Below are 26,610 nucleotides of genomic sequence, written 5' to 3' on the forward strand. Positions count from 1 at the left end.
GCATAGCCTTCAGGCGTGGAAAACGGACAACAGAGGGCGCCTGCGGCACCGCGCGGGTGGCGCGCGGCCACCGAAGAGGCGCTGTACGGACCGGCCGGCTTCTACCGGAGGCCGGAGGGCCCGGCCGGGCATTTCCGCACGTCGGTACATGCCTCGCCGCTGTTCGCGGGGGCCGTGGCCGAGCTGCTGTGCCGGGTGGACGCGGCCCTGGGCGAGCCCGCGGAGCTGACGTTCGTCGACATGGCGGCGGGGCGCGGCGAGCTGGTTTCCCGCCTCCTACAGGTACTGCCGGAAAAAGTGGCGGTACGCGTGCGTGCCTGTGCGGTGGAGAAGGCGGAGCGCCCCGCGGAACTCGACCACCGGATCGAGTGGCGGGCCGAACCGCCCACCGGTGTCACGGGCCTCCTCTTCGCGAACGAGTGGCTCGACAACGTGCCCCTGGACGTCGTCGAGACGGACACGGACGGCACGGCCCGGCTGGTCCTCGTACGCGACGACGGCACGGAATCCCTCGACGCGGCGCCCCTGGACGAGGCGTCGGCGGGCTGGCTCCACCAGTGGTGGCCGCTGGCCCCCGAGCCGGGCCTGCGCGCCGAGGTCGGCACGCCCCGCGACGAGGCCTGGGCGGCGGCTGTACGCACCCTGGAGCGCGGCCTCGCCGTCGCGGTCGACTACGCGCACACGCGCGCGTCCCGGCCGCCCTTCGGCACCCTCACCGGCTTCCGCGAAGGACGCGAGACGACGCCCGTGCCCGACGGCTCCTGCGACATCACGGCGCACGTGGCACTCGACGCGTGCGCCGCGACGCCGGGGGCCCGGCTGCTCACGCAGCGCGCCGCCCTGGGCGCCCTGGGGGTGACGGGAGGCCGTCCGCCACTGGCCCTGGCGACGCGGGACCCGGCGGCGTACGTACGGGCGCTCGCGGGCGCGGGTGAGGCCGCGGAGCTGACGGCGCGCGGCGGGCTCGGCGACTTCGGGTGGCTCGTCGAGCCCATCGGCATCGACGCGGACGGCCTCCGTGCGAACGCCCTACTTGTCGATGTCCCCGACCACGAAGAACAGTGACCCGAGGATCGCCACCATGTCGGCGACCAGCGTCCCCGGAAGCAGCTCCGTCAGCGCCTGGATGTTGTTGTACGACGCGGAGCGCAGCTTGAGCCGGTACGGCGTCTTCTCGCCCTTGGAGACGAGGTAGTAGCCGTTGATGCCGAGCGGGTTCTCCGTCCACGCGTACGTGTGGCCCTCGGGCGCCTTGAGGACCTTCGGGAGGCGCTGGTTGACCGGGCCCTGCGGGAGGTCCGCGAGCCGGTCGAGGCAGGCGTCGGCGAGGTCGAGCGCGTTGTGGGCCTGCCCCAGGAGGCACTCGAACCGGGCCAGACAGTCGCCTTCTTGTCGCGTGACGACCTTCAGGGTGTCCTGCAACTCTCCGTAGGCGAGGTACGGCTCGTCGCGCCGGAGGTCGAAGTCGACGCCGGAGGCGCGGGCGATCGGACCGCTCACTCCGTAGGCGTGCGCGGCCTCGGCGGACAGCACGCCCACCCCGCGCGTGCGGCCCCGGAAGATCTCGTTGCCGAGGACGAGGTTGTCGTAGACGTCCATGCGGGAGCGCACGGACGCGACGGCCTCGCGCGCGCGGGTCGTCCAGCCGAGCGGCAGGTCCTCCTTGAGGCCGCCGACCCGGTTGAACATGTAGTGCATGCGCCCACCGGAGACCTCCTCCATGACGTTCTGGAGTTCCTCGCGCTCCCGGAAAGCATGGAAGACCGGTGTGATTCCGCCCAGTTCGAGCGGGTACGAACCCAGGAACATCAGGTGGTTGAGCACCCGGTTCAGCTCGGCGAGCAGCGTCCGCAGCCACACGGCGCGCTCCGGTACCTCCATGCCCAGCATCCGCTCGACGGCGAGCACGACGCCCAGCTCGTTCGAGAACGCGGACAGCCAGTCGTGGCGGTTGGCGAGCATCACGATCTGCCGGTAGTCGCGCGCCTCGAAGAGCTTCTCCGCGCCGCGGTGCATGTAGCCGATGACCGGCTCCGCGCGCTGGATCCGCTCGCCGTCGAGCACGAGACGCAGGCGCAGCACACCGTGGGTGGACGGATGCTGCGGACCGATGTTGAGCACCATGTCGGTGCTCTCCGCGGCACCACCGATGCCGACCGTGGCCTGAGTCGTGGGCGTCATGGACACAGTCTCTCGTACGTAGGGTGAATCCATGGAGACAGGGGCGACAGGGCCGGCGACCGCGACAGGCGCCACAGGGCCCGACTGGACCGGGCTGCCGTCCGGGCTGCTGAAACTGCGCCGCCTATTGCTGCTCGTGTGGCTGGTGCCGATCACCGTGGCGCTCGCGGTGCTGCTCGGCATGTTCGCGGGCCCCGGCTGGGCGGCGTTCGCCGTGCTGCCGCTGGCGGTCCTGGTGTGGGGCTGGGTGCTGCTCGGCCGCAACTGGCGCTCGTGGCGGTACGCGGAGCGGGCCGACGACCTGCTGATCTCGCGCGGCGTCCTGTGGCACGAGGAGACGATCGTGCCGTACGGACGGATGCAGCTGGTCGAAGTGACATCAGGCCCGCTGGAGCGGAAGTTCGGCCTCGCCAGCCTCCAGCTGCACACCGCCGCCGCGGCGACCGACGCGACGATCCCCGGCCTCGCGCCCGCCGAGGCCGAACGGCTTCGCGACCGCCTCACCGAACTCGGCGAGGCCCGATCGGCGGGCCTGTGACGGCCGCCCGCGTCCCCGAGGACGTCCAGGGACAGGAGCCCGCCGAGAACGTGCGAGAGCGGCGCCTGCACCCCGTCACGCCGCTGCGCCGCGCGTGGGCGCCGATCGCGATCCTGCTCGGCTGGGCCGTCCACGACATGGACCAGGCGCAGCGCCAGCTGTCCCAACTCACCACCGCCACCCTCCTGATCGGCCTCGGCGTGCTGGTGCCCGCGGCCGCCCTGTACGGGTTCCTCACCTGGTGGTTCACGCACTTCGCCGTGACGGACACCGAACTGCGCATCCGTACGGGCCTGTTGTTCCGCCGCACCGCCCACATCCGGCTCGACCGCCTCCAGGCGGTGGATGTCACGCAGCCGCTCCTGGCCCGCTTCGTAGGCGTGGCAAAACTGAAACTCGACGTAGTAGGCACCAACAAGAAGGACGAACTCGCCTTCCTGGGAGAGCGCGAAGCGAGCGCCCTACGGGCCGAACTCCTCGCCCGCGCGGCCGGGTTCGCACCCGAGTCGGCGCAGGACGTGGGCGAGGCACCGGCCCGGCCGATCCTGCACACACCCCCGAGGATGCTCGCGGTGGCGCTGCTCCTCACCGGCGCGCCCTGGGCGATGCTGCTCGCCGCCGTCGTCGTACCGGTGCTCCTGTGGTTCGCCACCCACAACCTGTGGACAGTGCTCGCGGTCGCGATTCCGCTGACCGGCGGGGCGTTCACCAACAGCGCGGGCCGGTTCATCAAGGAGTACGACTGGACGGTCGGCGACTCCCAGGACGGGCTGCGCATCGACCACGGGCTGCTCGACCGCGTGCACGAGACGGTGCCGCCGGGGCGGGTGCAGACCGTGCGGATCGTCGAACCGCTGCTGTGGCGGCGGCGCGGCTGGGTCCGCGTCGAGCTGCACGTCGCCGGGTCATCGAACACCGTGCTCGTCCCCGTGGCGCCGCGCGGGCACGCCGAGGACGTCGTCGCGCGCATCCTGCCCGGCGTCACGGTGCCGAAGCCGGCCGACTTCGCGGGGGCGCCGCGGCGCGGGCGCTGGTGCGTGCCGGTGTGGTGGCGGGGCTACGGAGTGGCCGTCACGGAAACGGTGTTCGCCGCGCGGGGCGGGCTGCTGCAACGCCACCTCTCGCTCGTCCCGCACGCCAAGGTGCAGAGCGTGCGGCTCACTCAGGGGCCCTGGGAGCGGTACTGGCGGGTCGCCGACCTGCACCTCGACACGGGCGCCAACAAGACGGTGCCGGCCCGCCTGAGGGACGTGCACGAAGCGTCCGAGCTCCTGCGCGCGCAGGCCGACCGGTCCCGCACGGGGCGGCGGGACGCGCGGCCGGACCGGTGGATGGCGGGGGCGTAAGGGTTCGTCGACCGGGCGCCTGAGGCGTCACGCCTGAAGTGCCGACCTCAGCTCGCCCATGTCGATCTGCTCCGTCTCGTCGTGCGCGGTGAGGTCGATGACCTGCTGCTCGCGCTCGGCGTCCTCGGAGGCGTCGTCCTCGGAGGCGTCGGCCTTGTCGGTGGCCTCGGGGGCGGCGTCGGCGTCGGCCTTGGGCTCGTCCACGTGGTCCGCCTCGGCCTGAGGCTCCGCCGCGGCCTCGGTGTGGGCCGCGACCTCCGCCGCCAGCTCCTCCCCCACGACATCCGCCAGGTCTTCCTCACGCCGCACGGAGCGCCCCGCATCCGCGCCTGCGCTCGTGCCCGCTCCGAAGAAGTCGAACCCGCCCTCGGGGATCTTCCGCGCGGGCGCCGCGGGAGCGACCATCGCGGCGGTCGGCACCGTGAAGTGGCCGGCCGCCGCACGGGACTTCCCCCGGGGATCGACCTCCTCGGCGGCGGGCCGGGCGAGACGGTCGAGCGCGGCGCTGGCCCGCCGGTACATCTCCGGCGTCGGCCGGCCCGGCACCGCCGGGGGCACGGGCGGCAGCGCCTTCGCCGGGGCGGTGGCCTCTATCGCGAGCCGGCGGCGGCCTTCGAGCGCGCTGGCCCGCTCCGTCTCCGCGTTCGCGTACCGCCGCAGCAGCGCCGCGTGCTCGTTGCGCAGCGCCGCCAGTTCGGCGCGCTTCGAGCGCAGCTTGCCCTCCAGGCGGGTGCGCAGCTCGCGCGACTCGTCGAGGTCGCCCTCCAGCTCCGCCACGGCCTCCTCGTGCCGCCACCGCTCGCTCGCGGCGCCGCGTGTCAGCTCGGCGACCCGCTTCCCGGCGAGCCGGTCCCAGCGGCGCATCACGACGGCGCCGATCACCGCGGCAGCGGCGGCCGCGGCGGCGATGCTCCTCAGGACGAGCGGATCGTCGGACAGCCAGGCGCCCCCCGCGCAGACGAGAGGCGCACCGGCGATCACCGTGGGAGGCAGCAGGCGGTGCAGGGGCGGGGAATGGCGGTGACGTCCACGTGGCATGGCCAGAAACTTACCGCGCGTAGGCGAATCACGAAGCCCCGCCCGGCAAAATTCGGACACACCTGTCACAGAAACCACCTAACCCCCGTACCGGCAAGGTCACTTACGGCGGTCGATACCGACGCGCCGCAGATCAATTTTCAAGATCATTTCGAGACGAGACCCTTGGTCTCCAGATACTCCTTCGCGACATCGGCTTCCTTCTGGCGCTCGGCGTCGACCTTCCGGTTCAGCTCGATGAGATCGTCCGTCGTGAGCGTCTTCGTCAACTTCCCCAGGACGTCGGCAATCTTCTTGTCGCCCGCGTCCTTGGCGTTCACAACCGGAACGATGTTGTCCGCGTTCTGCAGCTTCTTGTCGTCCTCAAGAAGAACGAGTCCGAAGTTCTCCAGCGTCGCGTCGGTCGTGGTCGTCAGGACCAACTGGTCCGTGCCGTTCTTCACCGCTTGCTTGGCCTGTGTGGTGCCGACGCCCTTGGGGTCGATTCCCGTGACATCGATCCCGTACGACTTCTTGAGGCCCGGCGCGCAGAACGGCCGCGTCTCGCATTCGTCACCGGCCGCGATCTTCACCTTCTCGCCCGACTTGCCGAGATCCGAGAGGGTCTTGAGCTTGTGCTTCTTGGCGAAGTCCTTGCTCACCGCGAACGCGTTCTGGTCGACGGCCTCTCCGGCGTCCAGAACCTTCAACCCCTTCGGCTCGGCCAGCTTGCGCAGCGCGGCCACCGTGTCGTCGACATCGCTCGACGCGACGGGCTTCGCCTTGGCGCCGTTCTCCTTCAGGTTGAGGAATTCGGCGAGGGTCGCCGCGTATTCGGGCACCACGTCGATGGCGCCCTTGGCGAGCTGCGGTTCGTAGATCTCCCGGTTCTCCACCGTCTTGACCGACGCGTCGTACCCGGCGTCGTCCAATATCTGCCGATACAGCTCGCCGAGCACCTTGGCCTCGGTGAAACGCGCGGCGCCGATGACGACCTTGCCCTTCCCGCCGCCCGACCCACCCGAGTCGTCCTTGCCCTCCAGGCTGTCGCCACCGCACGCGGTGAGCCCTGCGGTCAGCGCACCCACGGCCACGGCCGCCAGGGCCACCCGACGCGTTCTGCTGTTCATCGTTCTCCTCGTCGCACTGCCGGTACCGACAACGAACAAACTCAAGTCCTTGGCTCCCCGGGACCTCTTGGTCACGCCCGCCTCCTCATGGGGTCGAAGGCCCACCCCAGCGCGACGAACAGGCCCTCCGCGATCAGCGCGAGCGCGGCCACGAGCACCGCCCCCGCGACCACCTGCGGCGTGTCCTGGAGGTTGAACCCGGCCGTGATGATCCGCCCGAGCCCGCCCTCACCGGCCATCGCCGCCAACGTCGCCGTCGCGATCACCTGCACCGTCGCCGACCGCAGCCCGGTCATCACCAGCGGGTACGCCAGCGGCAGTTCGACGCGGGCGAAGACCTGCCGGCCGCCCATGCCCATCCCCCGCGCGGCCTCCACCACGGCACGGTCGACCTCGCGCATCCCCACGTACGCGTTGGTGAGCAGCGGCGGCACCGCGAACAGCACCAGCGCGATCAGCGTCGGCACATCGCCGTGCCGGCCGAGCGGGGTGAGCGTGAGCAGCACGAGGACGGCCAGCGTCGGCACCGCGCGCCCCACGTTCGAGACGTTGACGGCGAGGGCGCCGCCCTTGCCGATGTGGCCGAGCCACAGCGCCAGCGGCAGGGCGATCAGGCAGGCGACGGCGAGCGCGACCCCGCAGAAGTACAGGTGCTCGGCGAGCCGGTGCCACACCCCCTTCTCCCCTTGCCAGTTGGCACCCGTGGCCAGCCAGTCGTAGGCCCCCGATATCGCGTTCATGCTGCCGCCTTCTCCGGCTCATCCGGCTGTCCCGGCTTCTCCGGCTCGACGCGCGCCGCGTCGGCACGGCCGCGCGGCCCCCGTATTCGGAATCCGCGCGCCCGCTTCGCCGGCCCCGCCACCCGCGTCCACGGCGTCAGCCACCGCTGCACGCCGAGCAGCAGCAGGTCGGCCAGGACCGCGAGCAGGACGCACAGCACGGACGCGGTGAGCACCTGCGCCTTGAAGTCGCTCTGCAGGCCGCCGACGATCAGCGTGCCGAGCCCGCCGTAGTCCACTATCGAGCCGACCGTCGTCAGCGCCACCGTGGACACCGTCGCGATCCGCACGCCGACGAGCAACGCGGGCAGCGCCAGCGGCAGTTCGACCTCCCACAGCAGCCGCAGCGGCCCGTACCCCATCCCGCGCGCGGCCTCTCTCGCCTCCTGCGGCACCGCCTGCAACCCGGCCAATATGTTGCGCACCAGAATCGTCAGGGAGTACAGCACGAGCCCCGTGACCACCAGCGAGACGGAGAGCCCGAAGAGGGGCAGGAGCAGCGAGAACATCGCGAGCGAGGGGATCGAATAGAGCACGGTGGTCACGCCGAGCACGGGCCCCGCGAAGACGCGCGCACGCCGCGCGAGCAGCGCGAGCGGGAGGGAAATGAGGACGCCGATGACCACCGACGCCACCGTGATGCCGAGGTGTTGGACCGTCGCGTCGACCAACTCCTGGCCGCGGGTGCGCACATACTCGCCGCACACCCAGTCATTGGCCACCAAGCAGCTCTGCTCGCTCACGCCGGCCACCTCCCCCGATTCCCCGAACGTATGTCAGCCGGCCACGCCCACGCACGCGCCTTTTCCCACCCGGCACACACACCCGGCACACGCACAGCATTCCGACTGCCAACGACCCTAGCCCCGACCACTGACAACGGCCGCCCCCGGCCGCCGGACGCAATCCGGACGCAACACGGCCTTCACGCGACCGTCTCGCCGGGGCATCCCCAACCGGGCCGCGTCCCGGCAGAATGGGGTCCCATGATCCGGTTCGAGCACGTCAGCAAGCGATACGCGGACGGCACCACCGCCGTCGACGATCTGTCCTTCGAGGTGAACGAGGGCGAACTGGTCACGCTCGTCGGCCCGTCGGGCTGCGGCAAGACCACCACGATGAAGATGGTGAACCGGCTCATCGAACCCACCGCGGGCCGGATACTCCTCGACGGCGACGACATATCCGGCGTCGACCCGGTCCAACTGCGGCGCCGCATCGGCTATGTCATCCAGCAGGTCGGCCTGTTCCCGCACAAGTCGGTCCTGGACAACACCGCGACCGTCCCGCACCTGTTGGGCGTCAAGCGCGCCAAGGCCCGCGAGCGCGCCGCCGAGTTGCTCGACCTGGTGGGCCTCGACCCGAAGGTGTTCGGGGAGCGCTACCCGGAGCAGCTCTCCGGCGGACAGCGCCAAAGGGTGGGCGTCGCAAGGGCATTGGCGGCCGACCCGCCCGTCCTGCTGATGGACGAGCCGTTCGGCGCGGTCGACCCCGTGGTGCGCGAGCACCTGCAGACCGAGTTCCTGCGCCTGCAGCAGACGCTCGGCAAGACCGTCCTCTTCGTCACGCACGACATGGAGGAGGCCGTCCGGCTCGGAGACCGTATCGCCGTCTACGGAGAGGGGCGCATCGAGCAGTACGACACCCCGTCCGCGGTCCTCGGCACGCCCGCCACCGACTACGTGGCCGACTTCGTGGGCGCCGACCGCGGCCTCAAGCGGCTCTCCGTGACCCCCATCGAGGAGGGCGACCTGGAGCAGCCGCCCGTCGTGCACCTCGACGACCCGCTGCCCAAGGAACTCGACGCCCGCTGGGCCGTCGTCCTGGACCACGACAACAACCTGCACGGCTGGATCTCCGCCGAGCACGCGCGCGTGGGCACCGGCTCCGTACGTGAGCACGCGCGCCGCATGGAGGCCTGGCTGCCGGTCGGCGCCCCGCTCAAGCAGGCGTTCGCGACGATGCTCCAGCACGACGCGGGCTGGATCGCCGTCATCGACGAACAGAGCGAGGGCCGCTTCCTCGGCGTACTCACCCCGGCCCGGCTGCACGAGGCGCTGCGCCGCTCCACGGCGGCGGACGCGCGCGACATCACGCGCGCGGAGGTCGACCTGGAGACGGTGGAACAGCTCCTGCCCTAGAGCCTGATCCAAACGAGAGGCCCTACCCCTTCTCAGCCCGTACAGGACCTTCCAGGCCCTTCTGAGCCCCTTCACGAGTGAACCCGGGTCGCTCCGCTTCCGTCCTACAGGGCGTACGTCACGGATGCGGCATTCGCGCCGTGTTCACAAGTCTCGCCGAGCGAGCGGCAGAAGGAGGCGCGGATGAGGCGGATCGCGGGCGCCTGCCTCCTGGCCGGCGGCGTGGACATCGCGGCCGGCGTCCTGCCCCGGTTCACGCGCACGCGCACGGGCGGCGTCACGGAGGCGCTGCCGGGCCCCCTCGGCCCGTACGCCGCGGCCCTCCTGCTCGGCACCGGCGTGCTGCTCGTCCTGCTCGCGCGCATGCTGCGGCGCCGCAACCGGCGGGCGCGCTGGACGGCGCTCGCGCTGCTGCCGCTCGGCGCCTGCGGACAACTCGCGTACCGGCCCTCGCTCGTGGGCGGCATCGGCGTCGCCGTCTCCCTGGTGCCGCTGTGGCTCCTGATACGTCACCGGGGGCGGCTCGACGCGCCGCCCGACCCGCGCGGCCGCTGGCGGGCCCTGGCCAACTTCGTGCTCGTGGGCGCCGGTTCGCTGCTGATCGGCCTCGCCGTCGTCAGCGCGCACCCCCAGCGCCTCGCCGACGCCCCGAGCCTGGTGGACCGCCTGGAACACGTCCTGTACGGCCTGCTCGGCATGGCGGGGCCGCTCCACTACGCGGGCCGCACGGCGGACACGGTCGCCCTCTCCCTCGGCGCCCTGGGCCTGGTCACGGCGCTGACCACGCTCTACATAGCGTTCTGCCCCGAGGGCCGGACCGTCCGCGACAAGGGCATCGTGTTCTCGCCCAGCGGCAAGGCGGCGGTCCGCTACCGGGTGGTGTCGGGCGTGATGCTCGCCAAGGGCGACCCCGTGGGCGACGTAGAGGCGTGGCCCGGAGCCATGGAGCGCTTCATGGACGAGGCGCGGACGCACTCCTGGACGCCGGCCGTCACGGACTGCTCCGAGGCCGGTTGCGCGATCTGGACCCGCGAGACCGGCCTCACCGCACGCCCCCGCCACGGCAGCGCCGACGCCTCTCCCGGAAGTCCGCACGGAAGTCCGCACGGAAGTCCGCACGGAAGCCGCCGCGCGGGCCGCCGCGAAGAGCGCCACGGAGACCGTCGCGGAGACCGCCAAAGCCGCGAGATCCCGCCCGTCCCGAAGGGCCTAGGCTTGAGGCCATGAGCACGTCGCAGGTCCGCCGGGGCCACGTAGCCAACCTCCCCGTTTGGGACCGCTGCGCGGTCATGGGGGTCGTCAATGTGACCCCCGATTCGTTCTCGGACGGCGGCCGCTGGTTCGACACGACCGCCGCGATCAAGCACGGCCTCGACCTGGTCTCCCAGGGCGCCGACCTCGTGGACGTCGGCGGCGAGTCCACCCGCCCCGGCGCCACCCGCGTCGACGAGGACGAGGAGCTGCGGCGCGTCATCCCCGTCGTACGAGGACTCTCCTCCGAAGGCGTGACGGTCTCGGTCGACACCATGCGCGCCTCCGTGGCCGAGCAGTCCCTCGCCGCGGGCGCCTCCCTGGTCAACGACGTGAGCGGCGGCCTCTCCGACCCGCAGATGGTCCCGGTCGTCGCCGCCTCCGGAGCCCCCTTCGTAGTGATGCACTGGCGCGGCCTCCTGGAGGGCACCAACGTGCCCGGCACGTACCAGGACGTCGTCTCCGAAGTCGTGAACGAACTGCACGCGCGCGTGGAGGCCGCCATCGAGGGCGGCATCGCCCCGGACCGCATCGTCCTCGACCCGGGCCTCGGCTTCTCCAAGAACGCCGAGCACGACCTCTCCCTGCTCGCCCACCTGGACCGGCTGCACGCACTCGGTCACCCGGTCCTCGTCGCCGCCTCCCGCAAGCGGTTCCTCGGCCACGTCCTGGCCGGCGAGCAGGGCGCTCCGCCGCCCGCGCGCGAGCGCGACGCCGCCACCGCCGCCGTCTCCGCGCTCGCCGCGCAGGCGGGCGCCTGGGCCGTGCGCGTGCACGAGGTACGGGCCACCGCCGACGCCGTCCGCGTGGCACGCGCGGTCGAAGGAGCCCAGTGACCGAGGCCGACGTCCAAGCCGTCGACACCGCCAACCGCACCTACTACGAAGCCGTCGAACGCGGCGCGTTCGAGGAACTCACCTCCCTGTGGCTCGCCCCCGAGGACGTCGACTACGCCGAGGACAGCGACCCGGACGAGGCCGAGGACACCTCCGTCAGCTGCGTCCACCCCGGCTGGCCGGTCCTCACGGGCCGCGGCGAGGTGCTCCGCAGCTACGCGCTGATCATGGCGAACACCGAGTACATCCAGTTCTTCCTGACCGACGTGCACATCAGCGTCGTCGCCGACACCGCCCTGGTGACGTGCACGGAGAACATCCTCAGCGGCGGCCCCGCCCCCGAGGACAGCGACGAACTCGGCCCGCTCGTCGGACAGCGCGTCGTCGCCACCAACGTGTTCCGGCGCACGCGCGACGGCTGGAAGATGTGGTCGCACCACGCCTCCCCCGTGCTGGCCGAATCGGATGACGAATCCGATGAAATCGGCAACGGGGACGACGGCGGCTCACCCGCCTGAGTGGGTACCCGCCCCCCGTAGAACCCGAACAGAGCCCGAAATCCGGATGCGAGGTTGGGCTCTCGACCGCCTGGGTATGGGCGGCTACCAGCCGAGAGCGCACCGTGGGGCGGGTGTGCCGGGTGGGATCAGTCATAGCCCCCGCGGGCCGGTGCTGTCAGTGCTCGCAGGTAGATTCGATCGAGGCTGGAACATCGACCGCACATCGATGGCACCCGCCCTCACCGACGACTGCAGGAGTGATTCGCGTGGATCGTGTCGCGCTGCGCGGCCTCAAGGCCCGCGGGCACCACGGTGTTTTTCCCGAGGAACGCGAGGAAGGCCAGACCTTCACCGTGGACCTGGTGCTCGGCCTGGACACCCGAGCGGCGGCGGCCGACGACGACCTGACGAAGACCGTGCACTACGGCGTCGTGGCGGAGGAGGTCGTGGCCGTGGTCACGGGCGAGCCCGTGGATCTCATCGAGACGCTCGCCGAGCGCATCGCCCAGACATGCCTGAAGCACGAAGTCGTCCAGGAGGTCGAGGTCTGCGTCCACAAGCCGGACGCCCCGATCACCGTGCCCTTCGACGACGTGACCGTCACCATCACCCGGAGCCGAGTATGAACAAAACTCCGTTCGACCCGACCGTCCAGCCGGTGCCGACCTCCGTGGTGGAACAGGTCGATGCCGCCGACACCACGCTGTCCAACCCCAAGCGCGCCGTGATCTCCCTCGGCGCGAACCTGGGCAACCGCCTGGAGACCCTCCAGGGCGCCGTGGACGCGCTGGAGGACACCCCCGGAGTCCGCGTCAAGGCCGTCTCGCCGGTCTACGAGACGGAGCCCTGGGGTGTCGATCCGGACAGCCAGCCTTCGTACTTCAACGCGGTCGTCGTCCTGAAGACGACGCTCCCGCCCTCCTCGCTCCTGGAGCGCGCGCACGCGGTCGAGGAGGCCTTCCACCGGGTACGGGACGAGCGCTGGGGCGCCCGCACCATCGACGTGGACATCGTCGCGTACGCCGACGTGGTCTCGGACGACCCGTACCTCACGCTGCCGCACCCCCGGGCCCACGAGCGGGCCTTCGTGCTCGCCCCCTGGAACGACGTGGAACCGGAGGCCCAACTCCCCGGTCACGGCACGGTCGCCCAGCTGCTCGACGCCGTGACCCGCGAGGGCGTCGCGGCACGCGCCGACCTGGAACTCCGGCTCCCCGAGTAGTCGTTAGTAGTCGTTAGGGTCTACCGAGCACGCTAAACGGCCCGGACACCAAACAGCAGAGCGGCGGGGCCATGACGACGAGGGGCGACCAACCGGGATGAAGCAACTGCGCATCAGGACACTGGTCGGCCTCTTCGTCGTCGCCGGAGTGCTGTCCTGGGCGGGCGCCCGCCTGTGGAACTCCCTGGGCACGCTGCCGAGCGTGCCCTTGGCGGCGCCCATCGTGCTCGCCGTGATCGCCGTCGTCCTGCTCGCGACGGCCCTTTCCATCCGCTCCCGCCTGCGCGCGCAGCGGGAGCGCCGCCCGGAGGCCAAGGGCGTCGAACCGATGATGGCCGCGCGGGCAGTCGTCTTCGGCCAGGCCAGCGCGCTGGTCGCCGCCCTCGTCGCCGGCATGTACGGCGGCACCGGCGTCTTCCTGCTCGAACTCCTCGACATGCCGGCCCGCCGCGACCAGGCCATCTACGCGGGCTTCTCGGTCCTCACCGGCGCCGCCGTCGTCGCGGCCGCGATCTTCCTGGAACGCACCTGCAAACTCCCGGACGACGAGGACCCGGAGGAGACGGCCTCGACCGCCTGAGGCCTCCGCAGCCCCCAAAAAGCCCCGCGTCACGCCTCAACGCCTCAACGCCTCAACGCCCGATGATCAGGCTCATCGCCTCGCCACGAGTCGCCGGATCCCGCAGCTGGCCACGCACGGCCGACGTGATCGTCTTCGCGCCGGGCTTGCGCACCCCGCGCATCGACATGCACATGTGCTCGCACTCCACGACGACGATCACGCCGCGCGGCTCCAGGATCTCCATCAAGGAGTCCGCGATCTGTGTGGTCAGACGTTCCTGCACCTGCGGGCGACGGGCGTAGACATCTGCCAGGCGCGCGAGTTTGGAGAGGCCGGTGATCTTGCCGTCGCTCGACGGAATGTAGCCCACGTGGGCAACCCCGACGAACGGTACAAGATGATGTTCACAGCACGAAGTGATCTCGATGTCCTTCACCAGGACCATCTCGTCGTGCCCCAGGTCGAACGTCGTCGTCAGCACGTCCTCGGGCTTCTGCCACAGGCCCGCGAATATCTCCTTGTACGCGCGGGCGACCCGCTCCGGGGTCTCCCTCAGGCCCTCCCGATCCGGGTCCTCGCCGACCGCGATGAGGAGTTCGCGCACGGCGTTCTCGGCCCGCTTCTCGTCGAACTCGCCGATCGAGCCCTCGCCGTCCAGCGTCACCGGGTCGGTCATCTGGTGCCTCTTTCTCTACGTACATCCCCGCGCGGCAGCGCAAAGGCCGCGTCCCCCACACCGTAAAGCGTGGGGGACGCGGCCTGCATTCCGGGTCTGGCCTGCCCTGAGAGGGGCGGGTCAGCTCTCGGGGCGCTCTTCCTTCACCGTGTCCACCGGGGTGGTGGTCTCGATGGCGGGCGTCGCTCCGTTCGCCCCGTTCGTCAGCGACAGCTCCTTGGGGGAGAGCACCGGCGGGCGGGTCGAGGGGGTGCGACGGTTGGAGCCGGTCCACGCGGGGCGGGCCGGGCGCTTCACGATCGGGGCGAAGATCTCGGCGATCTGCTCCTTGTTCAGCGTCTCCTTCTCAAGCAGCGCGAGGACCAGGTTGTCGAGAACGTCGCGGTTCTCGACAAGGATCTCCCAGGCCTCGTTGTGCGCGGTCTCGATGAGCTTCTTGACCTCTTCGTCGACGAGCGCCGCGACCTCTTCCGAGTAGTCGCGCTGGTGCCCCATCTCGCGGCCCAGGAAGGGCTCGGAGTTGTCGCCGCCGAACTTGATCGCGCCGAGCCGCTCGGTCATGCCGTACTGCGTGACCATCGCGCGGGCCGTGCCGGTGGCCTTCTCGATGTCGTTCGCGGCACCCGTCGTCGGGTCGTGGAAGACGAGCTCCTCGGCCGCGCGTCCGCCCAGCATGTAGGCGAGCTGGTCGAGCATCTCGTTGCGCGTGGTCGAGTACTTGTCCTCGTCGGGCAGGACCATCGTGTAACCGAGGGCCCGGCCGCGGCTGAGGATCGTGATCTTGTGGACCGGGTCGGAGTTCGGTGAGGCCGCCGCGACCAGGGCGTGACCGCCCTCGTGGTACGCGGTGATCTTCTTTTCCTTGTCCGACATGATCCGGGTCCGCTTCTGCGGGCCCGCGACCACACGGTCGATCGCCTCGTCGAGCATCTGGTTGTCGATCAGCTTCCGGTCCGAGCGGGCCGTCAGGAGCGCGGCCTCGTTCAGCACGTTGGAGAGATCGGCACCGGTGAAGCCCGGCGTACGGCGGGCGACGGCCGACAGGTCGACGTCCGGGGCGACCGGCTTGCCCTTCTGGTGAACCTTGAGGATCTCCAGGCGGCCCTGCATGTCCGGGCGGTCGACCGCGATCTGGCGGTCGAAGCGGCCGGGGCGCAGGAGGGCCGGGTCGAGGATGTCGGGCCGGTTCGTGGCGGCGATCAGGATGACGCCGCCCTTCACGTCGAAGCCGTCCATCTCGACGAGCAGCTGGTTGAGCGTCTGCTCGCGCTCGTCGTGACCGCCGCCGAGGCCGGCGCCGCGGTGGCGGCCGACCGCGTCGATCTCGTCGACGAAGACGATCGCCGGAGCGTTCGCCTTGGCCTGCTCGAAGAGGTCGCGGACACGGGAGGCACCGACACCGACGAACATCTCGACGAAGTCGGAACCGGAGATCGAGTAGAAGGGCACGCCCGCCTCGCCCGCGACGGCGCGCGCGAGCAGGGTCTTGCCCGTACCGGGCGGGCCGTACAGCAGCACGCCCTTGGGAATCTTGGCGCCGACGGCCTGGAACTTGGCGGGCTCCTGGAGGAATTCCTTGATCTCGTGGAGTTCCTCGACAGCCTCGTCCGAGCCCGCCACGTCGGCGAACGTCGTCTTGGGGGTGTCCTTGGTGATGAGCTTGGCCTTGGACTTCCCGAAGTTCATGACTCGGGAGCCGCCGCCCTGCATCTGGTTCATCAGGAACAGGAAGACGACGACGATGAGCACGAAGGGCAGCAGGGACAGCAGGATGCCCACGAACGGGTTCTGCTTCGACGGGGAAACGGTGTACCCGTCGGGGATCTGCTTGTCCTCGAACTTGGCCTGGAGATCCTTGGCCACCTCGACGCCCTGGTCGCCGATGTAGCTGGCCTGGATCTTGCTCGAGCCGTCGACCTTCTGGCCGTCCTTGAGCTCGACCTTGATGGTGTCTTCATCGCCGGTGGTCAGCTTGGCCGACTGCACCTTGTTGTCGTCGATGGCCTGAATTACCTGGCCGGTGTCCACCGTCTTGTAGCCGCCGGACGAACCGACGACCTGCATCAACACGACCACGGCAAGGACGGCCAGCACGATCCACATGACCGGCCCACGGAAGTATCGCTTCACGTCCATCCATACGGAGCGGTGCCGCCCCGTCCCTCCTGCCATAGTGAGTTTGATAAGGCTGTTTGGAGCTTCTGGTGCTGTTCTCGGTGCTGCTCTTGGTGCTGCTGCAGCTATTTGAAGAACTGTTCTTCGGACGGTACCCCAGCATTGTCACCCGAAGCCGCAGGGGACGGCCCAGAATCTGCCCTTCGCATGCTCCAACGGCGGGAACGCCGCGAGGGTTCCCGTCCCCGCGTGCGGGTCTGACGGCGACTCAGCCGCCGTAGACGTGCGGTGCGAGGGTGCCGACGAACGGCAGGTTCCGGTACTTCTCCGCGTAGTCCAGGCCGTAGCCGACCACGAACTCGTTCGGGATGTCGAAGCCGACCCACTTCACGTCGATGTCGACCTTGGCCGCCTCGGGCTTGCGCAGCAGCGTGCACACCTCGAGGGAGGCGGGCTCGCGCGAGCCGAGGTTGGTGAGCAGCCAGGACAGCGTCAGACCGGAGTCGATGATGTCCTCGACGATCAGGACGTGCTTGTCCTTGATGTCGGTGTCCAGGTCCTTGAGGATCCGCACGACACCGGAGGACTGGGTGCCCGAGCCGTACGAGGACACCGCCATCCAGTCCATGGTGAGCGGGGTGGACAGGGCGCGAGCCAGATCCGCCATGACCATCACGGCGCCCTTGAGGACCCCGACGATCAGCAGGTCCTTGCCCGCGTACTCCGCGTCGACCTTCGCGGCCAGCTCGGCCAGCTTCGCGTCGATCTCTTCCTTGGTGATGAGCACCGACTGAAGGTCGGTGCCCATGTCTTTCGCGTCCACCCGCATCACTTTCGGTCGTCCCACCGGCCGCCGCGACGTGACCCGTCGAGTCAGCCTTGCCGGATGACCAGTCTGCCACCCTGCCGCTGAGCCACGACTTTGCCCGGCAGATTGATCCCTCCCTGGCCCCGCCAGCCCGTGATCAGGCGGTCGATCTCCTCGATGTGCCGGGCGAACAGCGCCCCGGCCGGGGCGCCGGCCTCGATGGCCGACTTCCGCAGGATCCGGCGGCGTACGGCGGGCGGCAGGGCGTACAGCTTGGCGCATTCGAGGAGTCCGGCCGCGTCCCGTACGGACTCGGTGGCCTCGCGGGCCCAGGTGTCCAGCGCGTCGGCGTCGTCGCGGGACAGCTGGGCCGTACGGGCGAGGGCCTCGACGACGCCCTTGCCGAGCGACTTCTCCAGGGCGGGCAGGCCCTCGTGGCGGAGCCTGGACCTGGTGTACGCCGGGTCGGTGTTGTGCGGGTCGTCCCAGACGGGCAGGTGCTGGACGAGGCAGGCCTTGCGGGCGGTCTGCCGGTCGAGCGTGAGGAAGGGGCGTCGGTAGCGGCCCGCGGTGCCGGAGATCGCGGCCATGCCGGACAGGGAGCGGATGCCGGAGCCGCGGGCGAGGCCGAGCAGGACGGTTTCGGCCTGGTCGTCGCGGGTGTGGCCGAGCAGGACGGCGGCGGCGCCGTGGCGTTCGGCGGCGGCGTCGAGGGCGGCGTAGCGGGCGTCGCGGGCGGCGGCCTCGGGTCCGCCGTCACGGCCGACGTCGACGGGGACGGACTCGACGGGGTTCAGGCCGAGGGCGGTCAGGCGCGCCGCGACGTCCTCGGCTCGGGCGTCGGAGCCGGGCTGCAGGCCGTGGTCGACGGTGATGCCACCGGCGCGGATGCCGAGTTTGGGGGCCTCGAAGGCGAGCGCCGAGGCGAGGGCCGTGGAATCGGCTCCTCCCGAGCAGGCGGCGAGCACCACGGGCCCGGGGTCCGCGTCGGTGCCCGGCGGGGAGTCGTTGAGGATGTCGTGGAGGACGCGGCGGACCGCCAGGCGTATCGCCGCGACCGCAGGATGGGGACCCATGTCCGGTTCCCTTCATTCCGTTGTCTGGGGGGTGGGCGCTACTGGAGACCGGATCGAACGGGAACCAGCAACCGTCCGACTCGGCTCATTCGCTCAACGGTGACTCGGTGAGATCGGTCACGCAGAGTGTGTCGATGGTGACAGAGCCGAGCCGTTCCCCGAGCATTGCACGCCTGCCCACGGCCTACGGTCCCTCGGATGGGTGATCCTGAGCAATTTTGGGCGTGCCTTACGGGGCTTCGTGAGCGCCGTCCGACTTGTTGTGCACCCGCGCGACCCAGTCCGCCGGTTTCGCGATCTCCGCCTTGGTCGGCAGCGTGTTGGGAGAGGTCCACACGCGGTTGAAGCCGTCCATTCCCACCTCGTCGACGACGGCCCGGACGAACTTCTCGCCGTCGCGGTACTGGCGCAGTTTGGCGTCGAGGCCGAGGAGCTTGCGCAGCGCCAGGTCGAGCCTTGAGGCGCCCTTCTGCCTGCGCTGTTGGAACTTCTCGCGGATCTCCTCGACGGACGGCACGACGGCCGGGCCCACCCCGTCCATCACGAAGTCCGCGTGCCCTTCGAGGAGGGACATGACGGCCGTGAGGCGGCCGAGGATCTCGCGCTGCGCCGGGGTCTGCACGAGCTCGACGAGCGAGCGCCCGCCGTCGTCCTCCTCGCCCTCGGGGCGCCCTCCGGCGAGGGACTGGGCGGCCTCCCGGACGCGCTCAAGGAACGTCCCGGGGTCGACCTCGGTCTCCTCCAGGAATGACTGGATCTCGCCCTCCAGGTGGTCGCGCAGCCAGGGCACGGCCGTGAACTGGGTGCGGTGCGTCTCCTCGTGCAGACAGACCCAGAGCCTGAAGTCGTGCGGCTCCACGTCGAGTTCGCGCTCCACGTGCACGATGTTCGGCGCTACGAGGAGGAGTCGGCCGCCGCCGTCGGGCGCGGCCGGCAGTTCGCGGGTGGCGGGGGCGAAGGTCTCGTACTGGCCGAGGACGCGGGAGGACAGGAACGAGAGCAGCATGCCGAGTTCGACGCCCGTGACCTTGCCGCCGACGGCGCCGAGCACCGCCGGGCCCGCGCCCGAGCCGCGCCGCTCCTGCATCTTGTCGAGCAGGGGCTTGAGGACCGCGCGGAAGCCCGCGACGTTGGCCTTCACCCAGCCGGGGCGGTCGACCACGAGGACCGGGGTGTCGTGGTCGGCGTCGGTGGCCATGCGTGTGTACGCGCGGACGTGTTCCTCGGAGGCCTTGGCGTGCCGGCGCAGCTCCGCGACGACGGCCCGCGCCTCGTCCCGACTGACCTCTGGGCCTGGTCGTACGAGTCGCGTCGCGGTCGCCACCGCGAGGTTCCAGTCGACCATTCCCGAAGATGCAGCACCGCCGAGGCTCGTCATGCGTCAACGGTACGTGACCCCCCGCGTACCGGAAGAGGGCTCGGCCCCGGAGCGGCGCCCCACTTCGGTCCCTCGGAACCCTTAGGGGTTCACCTGCAGCCGCAGTTGGCGACGGAGGAGGCGAGGCGGTCGAGGCCGGACTGGGCGGCCTTGGGGTCGGTGGCGCCCTCCGTCATGAACGCGAAGACGAGGAGGCGGCCGTCGGCGTCGACGACCGTTCCCGCGAGCGTGTTGACGCCGGTGAGGGTGCCGGTCTTGGCACGGACCAGGCCCGTTCCTGAGGCGTCGGCCGCGTCTTCGTAGCGGCCGGCGAGGGTGCCGGTGAAGCCCGCGACGGGGAGGCCCGTGAGGACGGAGCGCAGTTCGGGGCGTGAGGGGTCGGCGGCGTCGGCGAGCAGGCCGGTGAGCAGGTTCGCGGAGACCTTGTCGGCGCGGTCGAGGCCGCTGCCGTCGGCGAAGTGGGTGTCCTTGAGGGGGAGGCGGAGCTTCTTGAGCTGCTTCTCGACGGCCTTGCCGCCGCCGTCGAAGTCGTGGCTCTCTCCCGTGGCGATCGCGGTCTGCCGGGCGAGCGCCTCGGCGATGTCGTTGTCGCTGTGCGTCAGCATCCGCTCGACCAGGGCGGACAGCGGCGGCGACGACACCTTCGCGAGCTGCTCCGTCCGGCCGGACTCCTTGCCGGGGCCCGGGTCGCCGCCCTTGGTCTCGATGCCGTGGTCGTCGAGCAGGCCGGCGAACTTCTTCGCGGCGGCCGCCGCCGGGTCGCCCTCGCGCGTGGCCGGGCCGCTGTCGGAGTCGTCGGTGCGGGCCTCGTCGGCCATGAGGGGGGTGACCTGGGCGAGGTTCTCGTTGGGGCCGATGGGGTGGGTGTCGGGCCCGGAGTACAGCGAGGTGTCGTACGTGAGGGTGACCTTGTCGATGCCGCGCTTCTTGAGGTCCTTGGCGGTGTCATCGGCGAGGGTGCGCAGGCTGGCGGCACCGTAAGGATTCTTCTCGCGGGCGGTGAGGGTGGGGTCGCCGCCGCCGATCAGGATCAGTTCCTTGGAGTCCTTCTCCAGGGCCGTGCGGGTGGCGATGCGGTGGTCGGGTCCCGCCGCCGAGAGGGCCGCGACGGCCGTGGCCAGCTTCGTCGTGGAGGCGGGGGTGAGGGTGTCACCCGGTGCTCTTCCGTAGAGCCTCTTTCCGGTGACGGCGTCGACGACCGCGGCGGTGCGGTGGCCGCCGAGCGCGGGGGCCTTGAAGAGCGGGTCGAGGACGTCCGCGAGGGCGCTCTTCGTGGGGCCGGGGACGGACGCTCCGGGGGCGGCGAGCACCGCGGGCGCGCTCGGCGCCGCGCTCGGCCCCCGGCCGTGATCTGCGCCACCTCCGACCTCCGAGGAGGCGGCCCGGTCGGCCTCGGCCTTACGCTGACCGGAAGCGTCCCAGGGACCGGCCGCGAGCGCCACGACGGCCGCGAGGGCGAGGCCCACGGCCGTCGCACCCACGGTGACGTGCTTGGTCTTGGATCCGGCAACGGTCTTCGCCGCACTCTTCACGAGCTGCGAAGCCTTCGGCTCCGGCACCGCGGACCAGCCCCTTTCGCGATCACACATCTGCGTAGGGGACACTTAACCACCAGACGTTTGTGTTGATCATTGAGGAGCCACCGGTGGAGTTCGACGTTCTGATCGAGATTCCTAAGGGATCGCGGAACAAGTACGAGGTCGACCACGAGACCGGTCGCATTCGCCTCGACCGTCGCCTGTTCACGTCGACCGCCTACCCGACGGACTACGGCTACGTCGAGAACACCCTCGGCGAGGACGGCGACCCGCTGGACGCGCTGGTCATCCTGGACGAGCCGACGTTCCCGGGCTGCCTCATCAAGTGCCGCGCGATCGGCATGTTCCGGATGACGGACGAGGCCGGCGGCGACGACAAGCTGCTGTGCGTCCCGGCGACGGACCCGCGGATGGAGCACCTGCGCGACATCCACCACGTGTCGGAGTTCGACCGCCTGGAGATCCAGCACTTCTTCGAGGTCTACAAGGACCTGGAGCCGGGCAAGTCCGTCGAGGGCGCCGACTGGGTCGGCCGTACCGAGGCCGAGGCCGAGATCGAGCGCTCGTACAAGCGCGCGCAGGACAACGGCGGCCACTGAGTCTCCAGCGTTCATGAACGGGCCGCCCCCCTGGGGCGGCCCGTTCGCGTATCTGTGCGCATACTGAGGCGTACGAGCGGTAGACGGATACGCAGCGACGCGAAGGGCGAGGATCGGCAGAGGTGACGGAGCGGGAGTCCGAGGCCCCAGAGGACCGCAAGCCGCAGTCCGACGAGGCCCGCAGCGCGTTCACGCAGCCCATCGGGATCATCACGCAGCAGCCGGTGGTCGACGACGAGTCGTCGACCACGTCGGAGTTCGCGGTCCCCGACGGGCTGAGCGTGCAGGCACCGGAGCCGGTGGACACGGAGGGCTCGGCGTTCACGCGGCCCAAGACGTACAGCGCCCGCGAGTCGCCGCCCGCGTTCACGCCGCCGCAGGGCATCCCCATGGTCAGGCTGGCCAAGGAAGCGCCCTGGCAGGACCGGATGCGCACCATGCTGCGGATGCCGGTCGCCGAGCGGCCCGCGCCCGAGCTGGTGCAGAAGCACGACGAGGAGCACGGGCCCGCCGTGCCGCGCGTGCTCGACCTGACGCTGCGTATCGGGGAGCTGCTGCTGGCCGGTGGTGAGGGCGCCGAGGACGTGGAGGCGGCGATGTTCGCCGTGTCCCGGTCCTACGGGCTCGACCGCTGCGAGCCGACAGTAACGTTCACTCTGCTCTCGATCAGCTTCCAGCCGTCCCTGGTGGACGACCCGGTGACGGCCTCGCGCACCGTGCGCCGCCGCGGCACCGACTACACGCGCCTCGCGGCCGTGTACCGGCTCGTCGACGACCTCAGCGACGAGGAGACCGAGGTCTCCCTGGAGGACGCCTACCGGCGCCTCGCGGAGATCCGCCGCAACCGGCACCCCTACCCGGGCTGGGCGCTCACCGGGGCGAGCGGGCTGCTCTCCGGGTCCGCCGCGATCCTGGTCGGCGGTGACTGGCTGGTGTTCCTCGTGGCCGCGATCGGCTCGATGCTCGGCGACCGGCTCGCGTGGCTGTGCGCGGGGCGCGGGTTCCCGGAGTTCTACCAGTTCACGGTGGCCGCCATGCCGCCCGCCGCGATGGGCATCGCGCTGACGCTCGCGCACAACTACGTAGACGTGAAGGCGTCCGCGGTGATCACCGGTGGGCTGTTCGCGCTGCTGCCGGGGCGGGCGCTGGTGGCCGGGGTGCAGGACGGTCTGACCGGCTTCTACATCACGGCCGCGGCACGCCTCCTGGAAGTCATGTACTTCTTCACGGGCATCGTCATCGGCGTCCTGCTGATGCTCTACGTAGGCGTGCAGTTGAACGCGCAGCTCGACCCGGAAGAGGCGCTGGGGTCCAACAACCGGCCCGTGTGGCAGATCGTCGCGTCGATGACGCTGTCGCTCGCGTTCGCCGTGCTGTTGCAGCAGGAGCGGACGACGGTGATCGCCGTGACGCTCAACGGCGGCGTGGCGGGCGCGATCTTCGGGGCGCTGCACTACCAGGGCGGGATCTCGCCGGTGGCCGCGACGGCCGCGGCGGCGGGGCTCGTGGGCCTGTTCGGGCAGCTCTTCTCGCGCTACCAGTTCGCGTCCGCGCTGCCGTACGTGACGGCCGCGATCGGCCCGCTGCTGCCGGGTTCGGCGACGTACTTCGGGCTGCTCGCGATCGCCCACAGCGATGTGAACGGCGGGGTCCAGTCGCTGTCCAAGGCGGCGGCGCTGGCCCTCGCCATCGCGATCGGCGTGAACCTCGGTGGCGAGGTCTCCCGCCTGTTCCTGCAGGGGCCGGGGGCGGCGGGGCGCCGCGCGGCGAAGCGTACGAGGGGCTTCTAAGGGCCCTTCGTACGAAGGGGTGTCAGCTCGTACGAAGGGGGGGGTCAGCGCTTCGCGTGGCGGCGGCGCTGCGGCTGTGCGGCCGGGGCCTCTCCGGGCGTGCCGGCCGCCGCCTTCTTCGCCTTGCCGCGGGCCCGCAGGAACTCGATCGCGATCGGCACCACCGAGATCAGGACGATCAGGATCAGGATCGCCTCGATGTTCTTGTGCACGAAGTCGATGTTGCCGAGCCAGGAGCCGAGCAGCGTCACGCCCGCGCCCCAGAGCACGCCGCCGATCACGTTGAACGTGACGAACGAGCGGTACCGCATGCCGGAGACGCCCGCGATGATCGGCGTGAACGTCCGGACGATGGGCACGAAGCGGGCCAGGACCAGGGACTTCGGGCCGTACTTCTCGAAGAACTCGTGCGCCTTCTGCACGTTCTCCTGCTTGAAGAGGCGGGAGTCCGGGCGCCTGAAGAGGGACGGGCCGACCTTCTTGCCGAACATGTAGCCCGCCTGGTCACCGAGGACCGCGGCGAGGCAGATCAGGCCGATGGCCCCCCACAGCGGGAAGTCCATGGTGCCCGCCGTGATCAGCAGGCCCGTCGTGAACAGCAGCGAGTCGCCCGGCAGGAAGAAGCCGATCAGCAGTCCCGACTCGGCGAACACGATCAGCAGCAGGCCCCAGATGCCGAACGTGTTCAGCAGGTAGTCCGGGTCCAGCCAGCTTGGTCCTAGAGCAAGCGTCATCACGGGTCCGGACTCCTGAGGGGATTGGGTGACAGAGGCAAGGCACTGCAATGGCGATGCAAAGTTATCAACGCCGGTTTTCCCTGCCAGGTTCCAGTGGCCCCCTCAGGATGCACTGTGCGGAAACTGTGGCAAACCTGTCGGTCAGCCGTTTCAGGCGCACTCAGGGGCTCAGGCGTTCCGGACGGCGTTCGCGTGGATCGCGTCGCGCAGGTGCTCCGCGACGCCCTCGCCCATGGCGTCGTAGTACGCCTTGAAGCGCTCGTCGTCGACGTACATGTCGCCGAAGCAGATGTGCATCTCGTACGAGACCTCGAAGTACCAGCGCGAAACGTGCGCGCGGTGCTCCTCGGCCAGGTCCATGGCGCGCTCGCCGACCGCCGGCTCGCCCGCCGCGACCAGGGCCGCGTAGCGCGCGCTCCAGTCGTCGACCTCGGCCTGGATCCGCTTCCAGTCCTCCTTGGTGTACGTCGCGGCCCGGCGCTGCGACTCGGCGTACGCGTCCGTGCCGCCCCAGCGCTGTTCGGCCTCCTCCTGGTACTGCTCGGGGTCCTTGTCCCCGAAGACCTCGAAGCGCTCCTCGGGGGTGAGCTGGATGCCCATCTTCTGTGCCTCCATGGCGTGTTCGACGGCCTCGGCCATCTTCTGCAGTTTCTCGATGCGGACGGTCAGCAGTTCGTGCTGGCGCCGCAGGTGTTCGCGGGGGTCGGTGTCCGGGTCGTCCAGCAGGGCCTGGATCTCGTCCAGCGGGAAGCCGAGTTCCCGGTAGAAGAGGACCTGTTGGAGGCGGTCGAGGTCGGCCTCGCTGTACCGGCGGTGGCCCGCCGTGCTGCGCTCGCTCGGGGCGAGCAGGCCGATCTCGTCGTAGTGGTGCAGGGTGCGCACCGTGACCCCGGCGAACTGGGCGACCTGGCCCACGGAGTAGCTCATCCGCCGCACCTCCTTCCTCGTACGTCATTCAGCTTGGAGCCTCACGTGACGTGAGGTGCAAGTCGGTTCCGGCGGCGATTTTCCGGGTGTTACCGGGGTGTTATGGCGCATTTGTCCGCTTAAGGTGGCGCCGTGAGTACCCATACCGAGACCGGACCGCCGCCCCCGCCCGCACCCGCGCCCACGCCCGCCGTGTCCGCTCGCACGCTGCTGCCGTTCGTGCTGCCCGCGCTCGTCGTCGGCGTCGCGTGCAGCGTGCTCTTCCTCGCGCTCGACTGGGTCGCGGAGGAGCTGGCGGGGCTGGTGTGGGAGGACCTGCCGGACGCGCTCGGCATCGGCGGCTACTCCGCGCTGTGGATCATCGTGATGCTCACGCTCACGGGTGTCCTCGTCGGGCTCGTCGTCTGGAAGGCGCCGGGGAACGCGGGCCCCGACCCGGCCACGATGGGGCTCGGCGGCGAGGCGCCGCTGCCGCCGTACGTGCTGCCGGGGCTCGCGCTCGCGGCGGCGCTGATGCTGGCCGGCGGGCCGAGCCTGGGCCCGGAGAACCCGATCATCGCGGTGAACGTGGGGCTCTCGTTCTGGCTCGGCAAGAAGCTGCTGCCGCGGTCGGCCGCGACGATGTGGGTGAGCCTGGCGACCGCGGGGACCATCGGCGCCCTGTTCGGTACGCCGATCGCGGCCGCGCTGCTCGTCTCGGAGACGCTGGCCGGGAAGGCGCTGCCGATGAAGGGCTCGCTGTGGGACAACATGTTCGGGCCGCTGCTCGCGGCGGCCGCGGGCTCCATGACCACCTCGCTGCTCGCCTCCCCCTCCTTCGACCTCGGCCTGCCGCCGTTCGGCGACCCGGGCTGGCGGGACGTCCTGGCGGCGATCGTCGTCGCGTGCGCCGCCGCGGTCTTCGCGATGACCGCCGTGTACGCCTTCCCCTACGTGCACCGCGCCTTCTCCCGCCTCGGCCACCCGATGCTGACGCTTCCGCTCGGCGGGCTCGTCCTCGGCCTGCTCGGGGCGCTGGGCGGCGAACTGACGCTGTTCAAGGGGCTCGCCGAGGTCAAGGAGATCGCCGCGGCGCCGGACGGCCGGTCGGCCGGGGAGTTCGCGCTGCTGACCGTGGTGAAGCTGGCGGCGCTGCTGATCGCCGCGACGTGCGGCTTCCGGGGCGGGCGGATCTTCCCCGCCGTCTTCGTGGGCGCGGCGTTCGGCCTGTTCGCGCACGCGGTGGTGCCCGGCGTGAACCCGTCGGTCGGCATCGCGGCGGGCGTGCTCGGCGTGCTGCTCGCGATCACCCGGCAGGGCTGGGTCAGCCTGTTCACGGCGGCCGTCCTGGTCGCCTCCCCCGCGATCATCGCCCTGATGTGCGTCGCGTCGCTGCCCGCCTGGCTACTGGTGACGGGGCGGCCGCAGATGCAACTGTCGGAGGACGGTTCGGCGATCCGCTGACACACAGACTCAACTGCCCT

At 70.7% G+C, this 26,610-nt stretch carries 25 protein-coding genes and 1 pseudogene; 13 read left to right on the forward strand and 13 right to left on the reverse strand.

Features of this window, described 5'->3' with window-relative positions:
• The first annotated feature begins 15 nt into the window (after positions 1–15).
• Positions 16–1,065, forward strand: a complete 1,050-nt coding sequence (locus RBJ65_RS11525) for an SAM-dependent methyltransferase (protein ID WP_306318602.1) — start codon at positions 16–18, stop codon at positions 1,063–1,065.
• Here RBJ65_RS11525 and RBJ65_RS11530 read toward each other — a convergent pair.
• On the reverse strand, positions 1,030–2,181 hold the full coding sequence (locus tag RBJ65_RS11530; RefSeq protein WP_306318601.1) for an NADH-quinone oxidoreductase subunit D: 1,152 nt from the start codon (positions 2,179–2,181) through the stop codon (positions 1,030–1,032). The two genes, RBJ65_RS11525 and RBJ65_RS11530, sit on opposite strands and share 36 nt — an antisense overlap.
• 31 nt (positions 2,182–2,212) lie before the next feature.
• On the opposite strand from RBJ65_RS11530, the gene RBJ65_RS11535 reads away from it, so the two are divergent.
• Positions 2,213–2,719 carry a PH domain-containing protein gene (locus RBJ65_RS11535; protein WP_306318600.1) on the forward strand — a complete coding sequence of 169 codons (507 nt, stop codon included), beginning with the start codon at positions 2,213–2,215 and terminating at the stop codon, positions 2,717–2,719.
• Positions 2,716–4,065, forward strand: coding sequence for a PH domain-containing protein (locus RBJ65_RS11540; protein ID WP_306318599.1), 1,350 nt, complete (start codon positions 2,716–2,718; stop codon positions 4,063–4,065). The genes RBJ65_RS11535 and RBJ65_RS11540 overlap by 4 nt, the downstream gene beginning before the upstream one ends.
• Before the next feature lie 27 nt (positions 4,066–4,092).
• Here RBJ65_RS11540 and RBJ65_RS11545 read toward each other — a convergent pair whose 3' ends face one another.
• From RBJ65_RS11545 to RBJ65_RS11560, 4 genes are all read right to left on the reverse strand, one after another.
• A complete protein-coding gene (locus tag RBJ65_RS11545) occupies positions 4,093–5,103 on the reverse strand; it encodes a hypothetical protein (protein ID WP_306318598.1) in 1,011 nt (336 codons plus the stop codon).
• 146 nt (positions 5,104–5,249) lie between these two features.
• Positions 5,250–6,212: an ABC transporter substrate-binding protein gene (locus tag RBJ65_RS11550; protein WP_306318597.1), complete on the reverse strand. Its 963-nt coding sequence runs from the start codon at positions 6,210–6,212 to the stop codon at positions 5,250–5,252.
• A gap of 71 nt (positions 6,213–6,283) precedes the next feature.
• Complete coding sequence (locus RBJ65_RS11555; protein WP_306318596.1) at positions 6,284–6,952, reverse strand: ABC transporter permease; 669 nt, start codon at positions 6,950–6,952, stop codon at positions 6,284–6,286.
• Positions 6,949–7,734 carry an ABC transporter permease gene (locus RBJ65_RS11560; protein ID WP_306318595.1) on the reverse strand — a complete coding sequence of 262 codons (786 nt, stop codon included), beginning with the start codon at positions 7,732–7,734 and terminating at the stop codon, positions 6,949–6,951. Before RBJ65_RS11560 ends, RBJ65_RS11555 begins: the two co-directional genes overlap by 4 nt.
• Before the next feature lie 243 nt (positions 7,735–7,977).
• On the opposite strand from RBJ65_RS11560, the gene RBJ65_RS11565 reads away from it, so the two are divergent.
• From RBJ65_RS11565 to RBJ65_RS11595, 7 genes are all read left to right on the forward strand, one after another.
• On the forward strand, positions 7,978–9,132 hold the full coding sequence (locus tag RBJ65_RS11565) for an ABC transporter ATP-binding protein (RefSeq protein WP_306318594.1): 1,155 nt from the start codon (positions 7,978–7,980) through the stop codon (positions 9,130–9,132).
• Positions 9,133–9,315: 183 nt separating this feature from the next.
• Positions 9,316–10,359 (forward strand): phosphatidylglycerol lysyltransferase domain-containing protein, encoded by a 1,044-nt coding sequence (locus tag RBJ65_RS11570; protein ID WP_372341247.1) that lies wholly within the window; start codon positions 9,316–9,318, stop codon positions 10,357–10,359.
• Complete coding sequence (folP, locus tag RBJ65_RS11575; protein WP_306318593.1) at positions 10,356–11,219, forward strand: dihydropteroate synthase; 864 nt, start codon at positions 10,356–10,358, stop codon at positions 11,217–11,219. The genes RBJ65_RS11570 and folP overlap by 4 nt, the downstream gene beginning before the upstream one ends.
• Complete coding sequence (locus RBJ65_RS11580) at positions 11,216–11,737, forward strand: nuclear transport factor 2 family protein (RefSeq protein ID WP_306318592.1); 522 nt, start codon at positions 11,216–11,218, stop codon at positions 11,735–11,737. Before folP ends, RBJ65_RS11580 begins: the two co-directional genes overlap by 4 nt.
• Before the next feature lie 248 nt (positions 11,738–11,985).
• Positions 11,986–12,345 (forward strand): dihydroneopterin aldolase, encoded by a 360-nt coding sequence (gene folB / locus RBJ65_RS11585; RefSeq protein ID WP_306318591.1) that lies wholly within the window; start codon positions 11,986–11,988, stop codon positions 12,343–12,345.
• A complete protein-coding gene (folK, locus tag RBJ65_RS11590) occupies positions 12,342–12,941 on the forward strand; it encodes a 2-amino-4-hydroxy-6-hydroxymethyldihydropteridine diphosphokinase (RefSeq protein ID WP_306318590.1) in 600 nt (199 codons plus the stop codon). The genes folB and folK overlap by 4 nt, the downstream gene beginning before the upstream one ends.
• A gap of 97 nt (positions 12,942–13,038) precedes the next feature.
• The gene (locus RBJ65_RS11595; RefSeq protein WP_306318589.1) at positions 13,039–13,521 is read left to right on the forward strand and encodes a DUF3180 domain-containing protein; all 483 of its coding nucleotides are present in this window, start codon (positions 13,039–13,041) and stop codon (positions 13,519–13,521) included.
• A gap of 52 nt (positions 13,522–13,573) precedes the next feature.
• On the opposite strand, the gene folE is transcribed toward RBJ65_RS11595, so the two are convergent.
• From folE to dacB, 6 genes are all read right to left on the reverse strand, one after another.
• Positions 13,574–14,179, reverse strand: a complete 606-nt coding sequence (gene folE, locus RBJ65_RS11600; protein ID WP_306318588.1) for a GTP cyclohydrolase I FolE — start codon at positions 14,177–14,179, stop codon at positions 13,574–13,576.
• 120 nt (positions 14,180–14,299) lie between these two features.
• Entirely contained in the window at positions 14,300–16,315 is a 2,016-nt protein-coding gene (gene ftsH, locus RBJ65_RS11605) for an ATP-dependent zinc metalloprotease FtsH (RefSeq protein WP_306318648.1), read from the reverse strand.
• A 247-nt stretch (positions 16,316–16,562) separates the two neighbouring features.
• Positions 16,563–17,123, reverse strand: coding sequence for a hypoxanthine phosphoribosyltransferase (hpt, locus tag RBJ65_RS11610; protein WP_266718689.1), 561 nt, complete (start codon positions 17,121–17,123; stop codon positions 16,563–16,565).
• A gap of 44 nt (positions 17,124–17,167) precedes the next feature.
• A complete protein-coding gene (gene tilS / locus RBJ65_RS11615) occupies positions 17,168–18,178 on the reverse strand; it encodes a tRNA lysidine(34) synthetase TilS (protein WP_306318587.1) in 1,011 nt (336 codons plus the stop codon).
• A 229-nt stretch (positions 18,179–18,407) separates the two neighbouring features.
• Positions 18,408–19,556: a zinc-dependent metalloprotease gene (locus tag RBJ65_RS11620; protein WP_306318586.1), complete on the reverse strand. Its 1,149-nt coding sequence runs from the start codon at positions 19,554–19,556 to the stop codon at positions 18,408–18,410.
• 89 nt (positions 19,557–19,645) lie between these two features.
• A complete protein-coding gene (gene dacB, locus RBJ65_RS11625; protein WP_372341246.1) occupies positions 19,646–21,145 on the reverse strand; it encodes a D-alanyl-D-alanine carboxypeptidase/D-alanyl-D-alanine-endopeptidase in 1,500 nt (499 codons plus the stop codon).
• A gap of 56 nt (positions 21,146–21,201) precedes the next feature.
• Between dacB and RBJ65_RS11630 the strand changes: the two genes are divergently transcribed.
• Positions 21,202–21,693 carry an inorganic diphosphatase gene (locus RBJ65_RS11630; RefSeq protein WP_207822615.1) on the forward strand — a complete coding sequence of 164 codons (492 nt, stop codon included), beginning with the start codon at positions 21,202–21,204 and terminating at the stop codon, positions 21,691–21,693.
• 122 nt (positions 21,694–21,815) lie between these two features.
• Positions 21,816–23,483: a threonine/serine exporter ThrE family protein gene (locus RBJ65_RS11635; RefSeq protein WP_306318584.1), complete on the forward strand. Its 1,668-nt coding sequence runs from the start codon at positions 21,816–21,818 to the stop codon at positions 23,481–23,483.
• 71 nt (positions 23,484–23,554) lie between these two features.
• On the opposite strand, the pseudogene RBJ65_RS11640 reads toward RBJ65_RS11635, so the two are convergent.
• Positions 23,555–24,217 (reverse strand): annotated as a pseudogene (locus tag RBJ65_RS11640) (DedA family protein); the annotation flags it as partial.
• Between the two features lie 171 nt (positions 24,218–24,388).
• A complete protein-coding gene (locus tag RBJ65_RS11645; RefSeq protein WP_306318583.1) occupies positions 24,389–25,147 on the reverse strand; it encodes a MerR family transcriptional regulator in 759 nt (252 codons plus the stop codon).
• Between the two features lie 132 nt (positions 25,148–25,279).
• Between RBJ65_RS11645 and RBJ65_RS11650 the strand changes: the two genes are divergently transcribed.
• A complete protein-coding gene (locus RBJ65_RS11650) occupies positions 25,280–26,590 on the forward strand; it encodes an ion channel protein (protein WP_306318582.1) in 1,311 nt (436 codons plus the stop codon).
• Positions 26,591–26,610 lie beyond the last annotated feature (20 nt).

Origin of the sequence: Streptomyces sp. KL109B (assembly GCF_030766935.1) — a bacterium.
GTDB lineage: Bacteria > Actinomycetota > Actinomycetes > Streptomycetales > Streptomycetaceae > Streptomyces.

Excerpts from the sequence above, each read along its gene's own strand:
- RBJ65_RS11530 (WP_306318601.1), bottom strand. The coding sequence starts at position 2,181 with ATGACGCCCACGACTCAGGCCACGGTCGGCATCGGTGGTGCCGCGGAG.
- RBJ65_RS11535 (WP_306318600.1), top strand. The coding sequence starts at position 2,213 with ATGGAGACAGGGGCGACAGGGCCGGCGACCGCGACAGGCGCCACAGGG.
- RBJ65_RS11545 (WP_306318598.1), bottom strand. The coding sequence starts at position 5,103 with ATGCCACGTGGACGTCACCGCCATTCCCCGCCCCTGCACCGCCTGCTG.
- RBJ65_RS11550 (WP_306318597.1), bottom strand. The coding sequence starts at position 6,212 with ATGAACAGCAGAACGCGTCGGGTGGCCCTGGCGGCCGTGGCCGTGGGT.
- RBJ65_RS11555 (WP_306318596.1), bottom strand. The coding sequence starts at position 6,952 with ATGAACGCGATATCGGGGGCCTACGACTGGCTGGCCACGGGTGCCAAC.
- RBJ65_RS11565 (WP_306318594.1), top strand. The coding sequence starts at position 7,978 with ATGATCCGGTTCGAGCACGTCAGCAAGCGATACGCGGACGGCACCACC.
- RBJ65_RS11570 (WP_372341247.1), top strand. The coding sequence starts at position 9,316 with ATGAGGCGGATCGCGGGCGCCTGCCTCCTGGCCGGCGGCGTGGACATC.
- folP (WP_306318593.1), top strand. The coding sequence starts at position 10,356 with ATGAGCACGTCGCAGGTCCGCCGGGGCCACGTAGCCAACCTCCCCGTT.
- folK (WP_306318590.1), top strand. The coding sequence starts at position 12,342 with ATGAACAAAACTCCGTTCGACCCGACCGTCCAGCCGGTGCCGACCTCC.
- RBJ65_RS11595 (WP_306318589.1), top strand. The coding sequence starts at position 13,039 with ATGAAGCAACTGCGCATCAGGACACTGGTCGGCCTCTTCGTCGTCGCC.
- folE (WP_306318588.1), bottom strand. The coding sequence starts at position 14,179 with ATGACCGACCCGGTGACGCTGGACGGCGAGGGCTCGATCGGCGAGTTC.
- ftsH (WP_306318648.1), bottom strand. The coding sequence starts at position 16,315 with ATGGACGTGAAGCGATACTTCCGTGGGCCGGTCATGTGGATCGTGCTG.
- hpt (WP_266718689.1), bottom strand. The coding sequence starts at position 17,123 with ATGCGGGTGGACGCGAAAGACATGGGCACCGACCTTCAGTCGGTGCTC.
- tilS (WP_306318587.1), bottom strand. The coding sequence starts at position 18,178 with ATGGGTCCCCATCCTGCGGTCGCGGCGATACGCCTGGCGGTCCGCCGC.
- RBJ65_RS11620 (WP_306318586.1), bottom strand. The coding sequence starts at position 19,556 with ATGACGAGCCTCGGCGGTGCTGCATCTTCGGGAATGGTCGACTGGAAC.
- dacB (WP_372341246.1), bottom strand. The coding sequence starts at position 21,145 with ATGTGTGATCGCGAAAGGGGCTGGTCCGCGGTGCCGGAGCCGAAGGCT.
- RBJ65_RS11645 (WP_306318583.1), bottom strand. The coding sequence starts at position 25,147 with ATGAGCTACTCCGTGGGCCAGGTCGCCCAGTTCGCCGGGGTCACGGTG.